We start from the raw sequence: 13,734 nt of genomic DNA, 5'->3' as shown, positions 1-13,734 counted from the left end.
CGGGGCGTTCCCATGCGTTCGGTCGAGCGCATAGCGTTTCGGGCAAGCTCGGATTTCTCGTTCCATGGATATGCAGACCACGCCCACGCCACTTGTGGCGGATCATCGCCGCCGGCTGATTCTCTTCTTCTTCCTGATGACCGCCATGTTCATGGCAACCCTCGACAACCAGATCGTATCGACGGCACTTCCGACCATCGTCGGAGAATTCGGGCACTTGGAACGCTTCGGCTGGATCGGCTCGGCCTATCTGCTGGCCCTTTCCGCCTCGATGCCCGTTTACGGCAAGCTCGGTGACCTTTTCGGCCGCAAATATGTGATGATGACCGCGATCGCGATCTTCACCATCGGTTCGGCGGTCTGCGGCCTTGCAATATCGATGAATACGCTGATCGCCGCCCGCGTGCTGCAGGGCCTTGGCGGCGGCGGCATTCTGGTCTCGATCTTCTCCGTCAACGCCGATCTCTTCGAACCGCGGGAACGCGCCCGTTATCAGAGCTATTCCAGCCTGGTGCTGATGGCTTCCGGCGCCATCGGCCCCGTTCTCGGCGGCACGATGAGCGACCTCTTCGGCTGGCGCTCGATCTTCCTCGTCAACGTGCCGATCGGCTTTATCGTTCTGGCCGGCCTCGCCTTCATGCTCCCGTACCGCAAACCCGCCCGCAAGCCGAAGATCGACTATGCCGGCGCGCTCCTCCTTGCGCTGACGACCACCAGCATCGTGCTTGCCGCTGACGGCACGGAGCTCTTCGGCTCATTGCTTTCGCCGCAATGCCTCGGGATCACCGCCTTCGGCGCGCTCTGTGCGCTGGCCTGGGTTTTCGTCGAACGTCGCGCGCCGGAGCCGATCGTGCCGATGACGCTGTTCCGCAACCCGACCTTCGGCCTGCTGCTGATCATCTCGGTCACCAGCGGCGCGGTGGCAATCGGCATGGTCAATTATTTCGCGCTCTTCCTGCAGACGACGACCGGCCTGTCGCCATCCATGGCGGGCCTGCTGTTCATCCTGTTGACCGGCGGCATCGTCTGCGGTTCGCTTTCGGCCGGCCGGCTGATCTCGATGAAGGGCCGCTACAAGCCCTTCGCCATCGCCAGCGCCGCCTGCAGCACCATCGCCTTCGCCACGCTGGCGCATGTTCACGCCGGCACGCCGATCGTCTTCATCGGCGCCCTGATGCTGCTGCATGGCATCGGCATCGGCCTGGCACAACAAGTCCCGGTCATTGGCGTGCAGAATGCCGCAGCCAGCCGCGACGTCGGTGCCGCCACCGGCGCCGTGACGCTCTCGCGCATGGGCGGCGCCTCGATCGCCATTTCCATCTACGGCGCCATCATCGCCGCCAAGCTCGGCAATATCGGCGTTTCCATCCCCGGTGTCGCCAATATCGAGGAGCTGACGCCGAAGATGATGGCGGCCCTGCCGGACGCCACGCGCGAAAGCGTTGCCAATGCCTATGCGAGCGCCTTCAGCCCACTGTTCATGACGGCCGCCGCCATCTGTTTCCTCGGCCTGTTGACGGCGATCTCATTGAAGAACGTGCAATTGCCCGGCGCCGCCAAGAAGCTCGACAGCCAGGCGGCTGCGCACGCGGCCGAGTAAAACGAACGTACTGCAATCGACAGGGGAATCATTCCCCTTGTCATCGCTTCGTCACAGGAATAAACCTGCCAACGCTCTAACGGGGTGCCTTATGTCTTTCGAAGACATCTGGCTGAGAGGCTTTCACCGGCCAACCCGCGGAACCTGATCCGGCTAACACCGGCGGAGGGATTAGACGCGTGACAAAATCATGGCGCCCTTTTCCCGTTCAAAACGAAACCAACGAGGAGGCGCTGTCATGCCCAACCGATCGCTATTGTCACTGTTTACCGGCTTGGCTCTCGCCGCCGGCGCAACGCTTTTCGCCGCAGAGCGCGCCGAAGCTGCGGACAAGACGCTCACCATCTACACCTATGAAAGCTTCACCGCCGACTGGGGTCCGGGCGCCAAGGTCAAGGCCGCCTTCGAGAAAACCTGCGGCTGCACGGTCAATTACGTCAGCGTCACCGACGGCGTGGCGCTGCTTTCGAGGCTGAAGCTGGAAGGCACGGGCACCAAGGCCGACGTCGTTCTCGGCCTCGACACCAACCTCGTCGACGAGGCAAAGGACACCGGCCTGTTCGATGCCAGTGGCATCGACACGTCCAGCCTGAAGGTTCCGGGCGATTTCAAAGACGACGTCTTCGTCCCCTATGACTACGGCCATTTCGCCGTCGTCTACGATACGCAGGCGGTCAAGAATCCGCCAAAGAGCCTGAAGGATCTGGTCGAGGGCGATCCGTCGCAGAAGATCGTCATCGAGGACCCCCGCACCTCGACGCCGGGCCTCGGCCTGCTGCTCTGGGTCAAGTCGGTCTATGGCGACAAGGCGGCCGATGCCTGGACGAAGCTCAAGGGCCGCATCCTGACCGTCACCCCCGGCTGGTCGGAAGCCTATGACCTCTTCACCAAGGGCGAGGCACCGATGGTGCTCTCCTATACGACGTCGCCGGCCTATCATATGGTCGTAGACAAGACCGACCGCTATCAGGCGGCCGCCTTCTCCGAGGGCCACTACATCCAGATCGAAGTTGCCGGCCTGATCAAGTCGTCGGCGAACAAGGAGCTTGCCCGCGACTTCCTGAAGTTCATGGTTTCGCCCGGCTTTCAGGACACCATCCCGACCAATAACTGGATGATGCCGGTCTCGGCGACGTCCGAGCCGCTGCCAGATGCCTTCAGCAAGCTGGTCGTCCCGTCAAAGACCTTCCTGATGAGCCCCGATGTGGTCGAAAAGAACCGCAAGGCCTGGATCGACGAATGGCTGGCCGCCACCAGCACCAATTGATGCCGAGATGCTGCTGACGGCGCCGGAGAAAAGACATGCCATCGCCGGCGGGGCCTTCAGCCTCGCCGGTATCGTGTTTTTCATCGGCCTTGCCATCGTCACCCTGCTTGCCGCCGGCATCGAATCCGCCGACGGCAATCCGCTTGCCGATCCCTATCTTCTGCGCGTGCTGCGCTTCACCCTGCTGCAGGCAACGCTGTCCACCCTACTTTCTGTCGCCCTCGCCATTCCGGTCGCCCGCGCGCTGGCGCGGCAGCCTCGCTTTCCCGGCCGGCTCTGGCTCATCCGCCTGATGGCCGTTCCCATGGGCCTGCCGGTGCTGATCGGCGCGCTGGGCCTGCTCGGCATATGGGGGCGTCAGGGCGTTCTCAACCAGCTATTGACGGGGCTCGGCCTAGCGCAGCCGGTCAGCATCTACGGGCTGACGGGCATCCTGCTGGCGCACGTCTTCTTCAACCTGCCGCTCGCCGCCCGCCTGATGCTCGCCGGGCTGGAACGCGTGCCGGCGGAATATTGGCTAATGGCCGGTGGCCTCGGCATGCGCCCCGCCTCCGTCTTTCGTTTCATCGAATGGCCGGTGCTGCGCGGCCTCATTTCCGGCATCGCCGGCCTGATCTTCATGCTCTGTGCCACCAGCTTCACGCTGGTGCTGATCCTCGGTGGCGGCCCGGCCGCGACCACGCTCGAGGTGGCGATCTATCAAGCATTGCGCTTTGATTTCGATCCCGGCCGCGCCGTAGCCCTGTCCCTGCTGCAGATCGTGGTGACCGCCGCCATTCTCGGCGCCATGGCCTTGCTTCCAGCGCCGGACGATCACGGGCTGACGGCAGGCCGCGCCGTGCGGCGCATCGATGGAACAGTGCCCGCCGCCAAACTGGCCGACAGCACGCTGCTCCTGCTCGCCACCCTATTCATCGGCCTGCCGCTCGCCTCGGTGGTCGTCACCGGCCTCAAGGCAGATCTTCTGAGGCTCGTCAGCCAGGCGATCTTCCTGCAGGCAGCCTCGACCAGCCTCGCAATCGCGCTTGCCGCCGGCATTCTGGCGGTTCTCATCTCCTTCGCCATCATCCGCGCCCGCGCGGCGATAGCGGCCGAACGCCGGAAAGCGCCGGGCCTGCGCGCCCTCGCCTTCGCCTTGAGCGGCACGTCCTCCCTCGTCTTGCTGGTGCCGCCGATCGTGCTGGCGACCGGATGGTTCCTGGCGCTGAGGCTGTTTGGCGATCCCGCCCGATTTGCGGCGCTTCTGATCGTCGCCATCAACGCCCTGATGGCGCTTCCCTTTGTCATCCGCGTCATCGAACCGGCCCATGCTGTCCATCGTCGCCGCACGGAACGTTTGGCCGCAAGCCTCGGTCTTCAGGGCCTCGCGCGGTTGCGGCTAGTGGACTGGCCCGGCCTGCGCAAGCCGCTTTTTACGGCGCTCTCCTTCGCCATGGCGCTGTCGCTCGGCGATCTCGGCGCCGTCGCTCTCTTCGGCTCCGATAGCCTGGTGACACTGCCTTGGCTGGTCTACAGCAAGCTCGGCAGCTATCGCACCAACGATGCGGACGGACTTGCTTTCATTCTGGGGCTGATATGTCTACTCCTGACTGTCGCCGGCACGGCCGGTCAAGGCAGGCATGAGGACGAAGGCAGGCGGAATGACCGATAATCAGCGCACGGGACAACGGGGCATTATGATGGCCGGCGTCGAATTGCGGCTCGGCACCCATGATTTCCGCTTCGATTGCGAATTGCCGCAAGGCCGGATCATCGCCATCACCGGCCCGTCCGGATCGGGCAAATCCACCTTCCTCAATCTGCTCGCCGGCTTCGAGACGCCCGACCGTGGCCGTATCATGCTTGCCGGGCAGGATGTCACTAGGCTGCATCCCTCCGAGCGGCCGGTATCGCTGGTTTTCCAGGATAACAACCTCTTTGCCCATCTCGATCTCTTCACCAATGTCGGGCTTGGCATCAGCCCGTCGCTGAAACTCTCGGTGGACGACCGGCAAAGGATTTCGGGAGCCCTGGCACGCGTTGGGCTTGCCGGCTTCGATAGACGCAAGCCCGGCACCCTTTCCGGCGGCGAGCGCCAACGTGCGGCCTTCGCACGGGCGCTGGTGCGCGACAAGCCGATCCTGCTGCTCGACGAGCCCTTCGCCGCGCTCGATCCCGGCCTGCGCTCCGGCATGGCGGAGCTTTTGTCCGAGCTTCACCGCGAAACTGGCAATACGGTGCTGATCGTCTCGCACGACCCGGCTGAAGTTCGCCGTCTTGCCGATCATGCCGTCTTCATCGATGGCGGAACCGTTCCGCTTTCAGCTCCCATCGAGCGTTTTTTGACGCAAGACGGCATTCCGGCACTGACCACATTTTTGCAACATTGAATGCGACGCAGCATTTTGCTGCCGGTTTTGCCTTAATTTCGTCGCGGCGGACGGCTGAAAGTCCTGGCATATGCTTGCCAAAATACAACGCTGCCACATTTAAACGGAGTCTCGCTATGCAACTGCTGCCGAAATCGGCTACAGCAAAGGGCAGAGACCACCCGGACGAACTCAGGTCCGATCGGAGTGGATGCAACCTTTGACGAAACGCGGCGATGATCTGCCTAGTCATGATCAACCGGGTTCGGCGTCCGGCCGGCATGGCAGTAAGATGAGTGGGACACAGGCACTGAAGCAGAGCGACTACGCAGGACGAAGGATCAGCAGGACTGTCGCGGCCCATGCGCGCCGCTTGGCCCCCATCCTCATTGCCGCGGCGGTGCTCAACGGCTGTCAGTCGGTGCTGGATCAATCCTACCAACCGAATGTTTCGCCATCGTCCAGCCCGCAGATCGTTTCCGAAGTGCAGAAGAACGATCCGCGCGCGCAGATGGGCGCCCGTGAGCATCCGCGCATTCTGGCGAGCTATGGCGGCGAGTATAAGGATGCCAGGACCGAGCGCCTGGTCGCCCGCATCGCCGGCGCACTGACCAGCGTGTCGGAAAATCCGCAGCAATCCTATCGCATCACCATTTTGAATTCGCCGTCGATCAATGCCTTCGCGCTGCCCGGTGGCTATCTCTACGTCACGCGCGGCCTGCTGGCGCTTGCAAACGATGCCTCGGAAGTCGCCGCCGTGCTGTCGCATGAAATGGCGCACGTCACTGCCAATCACGGTATCGAGCGCCAGAAGCGTGAAGAGGCCGAAGTCATCGCCAGCCGCGTCGTCTCCGAAGTTCTGTCGAGCGATCTTGCCGGCAAGCAAGCCCTCGCCCGCGGCAAGCTGCGTCTTGCCGCCTTCTCCCGCCAGCAGGAGCTGCAAGCCGACGAGATCGGCATCCGCACGCTTGGCCAGGCCGGCTACGATCCCTATGCGGCAGCCCGCTTCCTCAATGCGATGGAAGACTACAGCCACTTTATGACGGCCAATTCCGACGCCGACCAGAGCCTCGACTTCTTATCGAGCCATCCGAGCACGCCGCAGCGCATCGATCTTGCCAAGATGCATGCCCGTGAATTCGGCGAGGAAGGTAAGGTCGGCGATGCCGGCCGCGATTATTACCTCAACGGCATCGACGGCCTGCTTTATGGCGACAGCCCGGAAGAAGGCTATGTGCGTGGCCAGACCTTCCTGCACGGCGGTCTCGGCATTCGCTTCGATGTCCCGCCCGATTTCCACATCGACAACAAGGTCGAGGCGGTCATGGCGACCGGCCCCGGCGATATCGCCGTCCGCTTCGACGGCGTGGCGGACAATCAGAATCAGAACCTGACGAATTATATTTCCAGCGGCTGGGTCACCGGTCTCGATCCCTCGACCATCCGTGCCATCACCGTCAACGGCATGGAGGCCGCCACCGCGCGCGCCTCGGCTGATCGCTGGGATTTCGACGTCACCGTCATCCGCGACCGCTCGCAGATCTTCCGCTTCCTGACGGCCGTGCCGAAGGGCAACACGACCGCCCTGCAGCAGACGGCCGACGTGCTTCGCTCAAGCTTCCGGCACATGACGCCGGAAGAAGCCTCATCACTGAAGCCACTGCGCGTGCGCGTCGTGACGGTCAAGACAGGCGATAATATCACAACGCTCGCCGCCCGCATGATGGGCACCGACCGCAAACTCGATCTCTTCAAACTGATCAACGCCCTGCCAACGGGCGCAAACGTCGCGCCCGGCGACAGGGTCAAGATTATTTCCGAATAATTGGATCGCGCATCTTCGCCCCAGCACGAAAAGGCCGCGCACAGCGCGGCTTGAGGGCGTTATCGAGAAAAGCTGCCTTTTTGCTGGCACCTGATCCTTCCCCCATGGGGAGAAGGTTTTTATCAAGCGTAACTCGCCATACGCGGATCGGCGTCGACCAGAGCGCTGCGGAGTTTTTCCATGGCGCGGCTTTCGATCTGACGTACGCGTTCCTTGGAAATGCCGAGATCAGCGCCCAGCTCCTCCAGCGTCGCACCATCCTCCACCAGGCGACGGGCGCGGATGATCTTCATTTCACGCTCGTTGAGGTGCTTCAAGGCGGAAGCCAGCCAGACTCGGCGGCGCTCACCATCGATCATGTTGGAGACCTGTTCGTCGGGCAGAGGCTCGTCGCTGATCAGGAAATCCATGCGCTCGGCGCTTTCGGCGTCACCGGAAATCGACGGCGCCTGCAAGGATGCATCATTGCTGGAGAGGCGCGCATCCATGGTCTGCACATCGGCAAGGCTGACGCCGAGGGCGACGGCGATTTCTTCATGGATCGACTGCACCGTAACGCCGGTATTGCCCCGGGCGAGCTTGGCCCGCAAGCGGCGAAGATTGAAGAACAGCGCCTTCTGCGCCGAGCTCGTGCCTCCGCGCACGATCGACCAGTTGCGCAGGATATAATCCTGGATCGAAGCGCGGATCCACCAGCTTGCGTAGGTCGAGAATCGTACTTCCCGTTCCGGTTCGAACCTTGCCGCCGCCTCTAGGAGACCTACATAGCCTTCCTGTACAAGGTCGCTCATCGGCAAGCCGAAATTGCGGAATTTGCCCGCCATCGAAATAACGAGGCGCATGTGGGCTGTGGCGATCTTGTTGCGAGCGCCGCGGTCGTCGTGATCCTTCCAGCGGATGGCGAGGTCGTGCTCTTCGTCCCGGCCGAGATAGGGAGCGGCCATCGCGATCTTAATCATACGCCGATCTGCAGACATATTCTTCATATGCATATCCCCTAATCCTGCCCCAAAATCGTCTCTGTGCTACGGTCAACGGAAAAGACAGCAAACATCGCTTCCCGACATCGCTGCGCGGGTGAAAATCTATGAATGGAATGCAATTGGAGGCCGATCTCCGGATATCCGACGATCGGTGTTACGGGTCTAATTCGGCTTCTCCGAAATGACCTGGCGAAGGAAATGACTTCCGATCGCCGGGAAATTTCCAATCAAAACGCATGGGGTCCGGTCCTCGTGAACGTTAAGGGAAACGGCTGGGCGAGAAACTCTGATAACGAGAAAGCGCGCACCAGCCGCAAATACGAAACCTAAACGCATCAGACCAAAAAAGGTTCCAAAGAAAAAACCCGGCTCGAAGGCCGGGTTTTTTGACGTGGTATGTGAGCTTCCGGTCTTATGCGGCTTCGTCTTGGGAATCGTCTTCTTCGACGACCTTGCCGCGCTTCGGGCCCTTGTTCAGATTGACTTCGACGAGGCGAACGGCCTCGGTCTCGGACATCTTGTTGACGGCGGCGATTTCGCGCGCCATGCGATCGAGCGCAGCTTCATAGAGCTGACGTTCGGAGTAGGACTGCTCCGGCTGGTTCTCGGCGCGATAGAGATCGCGAACCACTTCGGCAATTGAGATCAGATCGCCGGAATTGATCTTGGCATCATATTCCTGGGCGCGGCGCGACCACATGGTACGCTTGACGCGAGCCTTGCCCTGAACAACCTTAAGCGCCCGATCGACGAAATCAGTCTCGGAAAGCTTACGCATTCCGATGCTCATGGCCTTGGCCACGGGCACCTTCAGACGCATCTTGTCTTTTTCGAAGTCGATTACAAAAAGCTCAAGCTTCATGCCTGCGACTTCTTGCTCTTCAATCGCGGTAATCGTACCAACACCGTGAGCGGGGTATACGATCGATTCGCCGGTCTTGAAGCCATGGCGTGCTGCTGAAGGTTTTTTCTGCTGGATCGTCATTCTTTTCAAAAACTCCCTGTTACGCACCCAGCGTGAGCCGGGGCCGGGTCAGTCAGGCCCGGTTGAGACGGAAGCACCGTCGGGGTGACTTCATCCTGGTCCAGCCAGACGCGTGCAAAAAGAAATCCGTTCATCGCGATCCCAGACCCGACAACTCAAAACGTTGATATGTCAAGGAAACCGCGTACGGATTTGTTACTTGCTTTCGTGATGGTTTGGGGCACGCGAAATGCCGCAGTGGATCAGTGTGAGGAAGCTATCACAAAAATCTGACTAAATCAATAATTTGCTTTACGCACACCAAAACGGCCACGTCGACCGCTCCGGCGGCCAACGGCAATGATTCATCTTTAAGCGTTATCGACTACACCTTTATCGAGGGCCTGTCACGGCCCTCAATCAGTCACCCGAACCAGGGTTGGTCGAGAAATATTTCTCGAACTTGCCCTGTTCGCCGTCCATTTCCTTGGCTTCCGGGAGAGGATCGCGCTTGACCGTAATATTCGGCCAGATCGAGGCATAATCCGCGTTGATTTTCAGCCACTTGTCGAGGCCCGGCTCGGTATCGGGCTTGATCGCCTCGGCGGGACATTCCGGCTCGCAAACGCCGCAATCGATGCATTCGTCGGGATGAATGACGAGAAAATTCTCACCCTCGTAGAAGCAGTCGACGGGGCAGACTTCCACGCAATCGGTGTATTTGCAGCGAACGCAATTGTCGGTCACGACGTATGTCATGAAGCACTCCAGGGATGTCTCTCGTTTTCCGCGGATGCGCAACCTGGAACGTCACGCTTTTCCCTCGGAAGCCGGCGGACAGGCGTATGCGCTATGCGCAGGCATGCCGACCGGCTGGTTACCAGCGGGTTGACCGTGAGGTATCGACTTTGCCGGCCAATTTCAAGGGATAAACAGTCCCAAAATCATGGAGTTCGAGCAGAGTTTTCTAATCATCCTCGGAGGTCAGCCGGTCTATAGCTCGCCGGTCGCGTTTCGTCGGCCGTCCGCTGCCCGGCGCGCGGAGCGCCTGCTCGAAGGGAGTGAGACGTTTTGTCTCATCTGGCGGCGGCGTCAGATCCTCATAAAGCAGCTTCGCTTCTTCAAAGGGACCTCTGCGCTCGCCCGGCTGACGCACGATCAGGACGACGTCGCGCCGCTCGAGCGAGAGCTCGATCCGGTCGCCTGCCTTGACGCCGTAGCTCGGCTGGACGACCCGCTCGCCATTCACCCGCACGCTGCCGTTCTGGACATAGACCTGCGCCAGCGAGCGGGATTTTACCATGCGGGCAAAGAACAGCCACTTGTCGATGCGCTGGCGCGAACCGGAAGATGGCTGCTTTTCGTCCGTCATGGCCTATTTCTTCATCTGCTCCTTGAGGGCAGCGAGCTTGGCGAAAGGAGAATCCGGATCGATCGGCTTTTCCTTGCGCGGCGGCTTGGCCTCGAAGCGCAGCGGCTGCGATGCGCCGCGATTGTTGCGGTCGTTCCGATCATTGCGATCGTTACGCTCTTTCCGGTCACCCCGGTCGCCGCGATCCTGGCGGTCGTTGCGTTCGGAACGATTGCCCTGATGCTGCGGACGGCCGCCGTCGCGATTGCCGCGCGGTCCTCGGTTGTCGCCACGGGCCTCGCGCCCTTCGCGATTATCCCGGCCCTCGCGGTTGCCTTCGCCGTTCGCCTGCTGCTCGCCACCGCCGTTGCGGCGATTACCCTGGTGACCGCGCCCCTCGCCCTGATGGCCGCGACGATCGCCATGGCCGCGTCCACCCTGGCGCTGCTGGTTATCGCTGCGTCCGCCAAGACGCCAAAGCAGAACCGGCTTCGGTTCGACCGGCTCGGTGGCGGCGACATCCGCACCCGGACCCGGCAGCTCGGCTGTAGCCTCAGAGGCTTCCATTGGCTCGGCAGCGGCGGCAGGCTCAGCAGGAGCTTGCGCTGCGGGAACCGCATCCTGTGCGGCGGTTTCGCCTTCGGTAGCCGGCTCATCGCCTGCGCCATCGGCATCGTCGTGATCGGCCTTCTCTGCGACGGTTTCCGCAACCTGCGCCGGAGCAGGTGCCGAGGAGGTATCCTGCTGCGAAAGGAAGGCTGCCGCATCTTCGGCCTTCACCGCGTCGGCCCGATAGCCGAGACCCTTCAGGATCTCTTCCATATCTTCCAGCGTTGCGCCGAGAATGGAGAGCATCGCGGTCGTCGTCGTGAAGCGGCGGCCGTCATAGGCGCCTTCCGGACGCGACGCCTGCCCAGGCTTCCACTGCAAGAGCGGACGAATAATATCCGCTAGCCGCTCGAGAATGTCGATGCGCACCGCCCGCTTGCCGAGGAAGCGGAAGCCGGCGAGCTTATAGAACATGCGCTCGAAAGTCGGATCGGTGACCACGGACGTACGGCCCGCCGCCAGAACCGGGATCAGGTCGCCATAGCCCGGCTTGTCGAGGCCGTCGTTCTTCAATGCCCAAAGCAGGGTGATGAGCTCGGCCGGAGCCGGCTTCAGCAGAGCGGGCACGAAAATGTGGTAGGCGCCGAAGCGGACACCGTAACGGCGCATCGAGGCGCGCGCGTCCTGGTCCAGCGATTTCACCTCTTCCGTGACGTCGCGGCGGAAGAGCACGCCGAGATTTTCGACGAGCTGGAACGCCAGCCCCTTGGCAAGACCCTGCAAATCTTCGGCGCGCGACAGATCGTCGAGCGGCTTCAGCACCGTGCTGATATGATGATTCACGAAGCGCTCGATGCGCGCGGCGACATGATCACGCGCATTGCCCGTCAACTGCTCGTCTGCGAGCAGGATGACGCGCGGACGCATGACGTGATCGCTGCCCGACAGCCGCGCCACGGGATCGCCGAGCCAACGGACGAGGCCATCCGCACTGATCGCCAAATCGCTGTTGCCTGCCGCATGGATACGGGCGGCGCGCGCCTCGAATTCCAGCGCCAGCGCCTTCTGCGAGGCCGTCTGGACAGCCTTGGCGTCCGGCCCCTCGGTTCCCGCGATAGGCGTGAACCGGAATCCGGTCAACTGTCCCACATGATGCCCCTCAACGAAGACATCCCCATTCACACTGATTTCAGCTTCCAGCATCGCATTCTCTCTCAGGCGCTTCATGAGCACAGATGTCCTGCGATCAACAAAGCGTTTCGTCAACCTCTCATGTAACGCGTCAGACAATCGATCTTCGATTTCCCGCGTCTTTTCTTGCCAGTGTGTCGGATCGGCAAGCCAACCGGGCCGGTTCGACACATAGGTCCAAGTCCTTATCTGCGCGATTCGCGCCGAAAGCGTGTCGATCTCACCGTCCGTCCGATCGGCGCGATGCACCTGCTCGGCAAGGAAGTCCTCTTTTACCGTGCCATAGCGCACAAGGTCGGAAAAGAGGGTGGCGATAAGATCGGCATGCTGGGCGGGCGTAATCCGCCGATAATCCGGAAGCGCGCAGGCTTCCCATAATTTTTCGACCCGCGCCGGATTATTGGCGAGATCGGAAATCTCCAGATCGCGCGACAGATATTCCAGCGCCTGCTGATCGACCGCCGGCAGTGCCCGCGTCAAGCCCTGTACGCGCGGTGCGCTCTCGAGGCTCGCGCGCAGCGAAGCGATCGAGGAGAAATCGAATTCCTTGGTGCGCCATTGTAGCACTTTAACCGTATCGAACTCGTGACCCTCAATGCGCCGTACCAATTCGTCGTCGAAGGGATCCACCTGGCCCGTTACGCCAAAAGTGCCGTCCTTCAGATGACGACCGGCGCGGCCGGCGACCTGGCCGAGTTCGCCCGGATTGAGATTGCGGAACTGATAGCCGTCAAACTTGCGATCCTGGGCAAAGGCGACGTGATCGACATCCAGATTGAGCCCCATGCCGATCGCATCGGTCGCCACGAGATATTCGACATCGCCGGCCTGATAGAGCGCGACCTGTGCGTTGCGGGTACGCGGGCTGAGCGCGCCGAGGACAACGGCGGCACCGCCGCGCTGGCGACGGATGAGTTCGGCGATGGCATAGACTTCGTCGGCGGAGAAGGCGACGATCGCTGTGCGCTGCGGCAGGCGGGTGATCTTCTTCTGTCCGGCATAGAAGAGATGCGACAGCCGCGGCCGCTCAACGACGGTGATCCCCGGCAGGAGCTGCTCAAGGATCGGCCGCATCGTGCCGGCGCCGAGCAGCAGGGTCTCGTCCCGCCCGCGCAAATGCAGGATACGGTCGGTGAAGATATGGCCGCGCTCCAGATCGCCGGCGAGCTGCACTTCATCGATCGCGACGAAAGAGGCCCGCGTCTCACGCGGCATCGCTTCGACGGTGCAGACGGAATAGCGCGCATTGGGCGGCGAGATCTTTTCTTCGCCGGTGACCAGCGCGACATACTGAGCCCCGACCTTCTCGACGACACGCGTATAGACCTCGCGCGCCAAGAGCCGCAGCGGCAGGCCGATGACGCCATTGCCGTGCGCCACCATGCGCTCGATGGCATAATGAGTCTTGCCGGTATTGGTGGGTCCGAGCACCGCGGTCACGCCGCGTCCGCTCAGGATCATTGGCTGCGAAGTCTGAGTCATAGGTCCATGCATGGGCGAGAAACCACTGTCTTCCGATCAGCAAGGTCCCCAGGGAAGAGAAGAAGAGATGACGACCATATGTGACAAAGGCAAGACCTGAATGAAAAAACAACGGCTAGAATATGCGATTTTATCTTTGGCCGTCTCAACCGAAAGCTACATTCTCTCTGCATC

The 13,734-nt window shown here is 61.6% G+C and carries 10 protein-coding genes and 1 riboswitch; of the genes, 5 read left to right on the top strand and 5 right to left on the bottom strand.

Annotated elements, in window-relative coordinates; genetic code table 11:
• Nucleotides 1-64: 64 nt before the first annotated feature.
• The 5 genes from PH547_RS11455 to PH547_RS11435 all read left to right on the top strand — a co-directional run bounded on the left by PH547_RS11455 (nucleotide 65) and on the right by PH547_RS11435 (nucleotide 7,040).
• Nucleotides 65-1,600: an MDR family MFS transporter gene (locus PH547_RS11455; RefSeq protein WP_285168284.1), complete on the top strand. Its 1,536-nt coding sequence runs from the start codon at nucleotides 65-67 to the stop codon at nucleotides 1,598-1,600.
• Nucleotides 1,601-1,670: 70 nt separating this feature from the next.
• Nucleotides 1,671-1,788: riboswitch (TPP riboswitch) on the top strand.
• A 50-nt stretch (nucleotides 1,789-1,838) separates the two neighbouring features.
• The gene (gene thiB, locus PH547_RS11450) at nucleotides 1,839-2,867 is read left to right on the top strand and encodes a thiamine ABC transporter substrate binding subunit (protein ID WP_285168283.1); all 1,029 of its coding nucleotides are present in this window, start codon (nucleotides 1,839-1,841) and stop codon (nucleotides 2,865-2,867) included.
• Nucleotides 2,868-2,874: 7 nt separating this feature from the next.
• Nucleotides 2,875-4,518: a thiamine/thiamine pyrophosphate ABC transporter permease ThiP gene (gene thiP / locus PH547_RS11445; RefSeq protein WP_285168282.1), complete on the top strand. Its 1,644-nt coding sequence runs from the start codon at nucleotides 2,875-2,877 to the stop codon at nucleotides 4,516-4,518.
• Nucleotides 4,508-5,236, top strand: a complete 729-nt coding sequence (locus PH547_RS11440) for a thiamine ABC transporter ATP-binding protein (protein ID WP_285168281.1) — start codon at nucleotides 4,508-4,510, stop codon at nucleotides 5,234-5,236. The genes thiP and PH547_RS11440 overlap by 11 nt, the downstream gene beginning before the upstream one ends.
• Nucleotides 5,237-5,507: 271 nt before the next feature.
• Nucleotides 5,508-7,040: a M48 family metalloprotease gene (locus PH547_RS11435; protein WP_285168280.1), complete on the top strand. Its 1,533-nt coding sequence runs from the start codon at nucleotides 5,508-5,510 to the stop codon at nucleotides 7,038-7,040.
• Between the two features lie 122 nt (nucleotides 7,041-7,162).
• Here PH547_RS11435 and PH547_RS11430 read toward each other — a convergent pair whose 3' ends face one another.
• The 5 genes from PH547_RS11430 to PH547_RS11410 form a co-directional block, all read right to left on the bottom strand.
• Nucleotides 7,163-8,026: an RNA polymerase factor sigma-32 gene (locus PH547_RS11430; protein WP_028751537.1), complete on the bottom strand. Its 864-nt coding sequence runs from the start codon at nucleotides 8,024-8,026 to the stop codon at nucleotides 7,163-7,165.
• A gap of 409 nt (nucleotides 8,027-8,435) precedes the next feature.
• The gene (locus PH547_RS11425) at nucleotides 8,436-9,008 is read right to left on the bottom strand and encodes a CarD family transcriptional regulator (protein ID WP_028751538.1); all 573 of its coding nucleotides are present in this window, start codon (nucleotides 9,006-9,008) and stop codon (nucleotides 8,436-8,438) included.
• Nucleotides 9,009-9,407: 399 nt separating this feature from the next.
• Complete coding sequence (gene fdxA / locus PH547_RS11420) at nucleotides 9,408-9,746, bottom strand: ferredoxin FdxA (RefSeq protein ID WP_028751539.1); 339 nt, start codon at nucleotides 9,744-9,746, stop codon at nucleotides 9,408-9,410.
• Nucleotides 9,747-9,954: 208 nt separating this feature from the next.
• Complete coding sequence (locus PH547_RS11415) at nucleotides 9,955-10,359, bottom strand: RNA-binding S4 domain-containing protein (protein ID WP_104824820.1); 405 nt, start codon at nucleotides 10,357-10,359, stop codon at nucleotides 9,955-9,957.
• A 3-nt stretch (nucleotides 10,360-10,362) separates the two neighbouring features.
• Nucleotides 10,363-13,560, bottom strand: coding sequence for a helicase-related protein (locus PH547_RS11410; protein ID WP_104824821.1), 3,198 nt, complete (start codon nucleotides 13,558-13,560; stop codon nucleotides 10,363-10,365).
• Nucleotides 13,561-13,734: the final 174 nt, after the last annotated feature.

Source organism: Rhizobium cerradonense, assembly GCF_030182455.1.
Classification (GTDB): domain Bacteria; phylum Pseudomonadota; class Alphaproteobacteria; order Rhizobiales; family Rhizobiaceae; genus Rhizobium.
The sequence above is the reverse complement of the archived record's forward strand: the minus strand, read 5'-3'. Positions and strand labels throughout refer to the sequence as shown.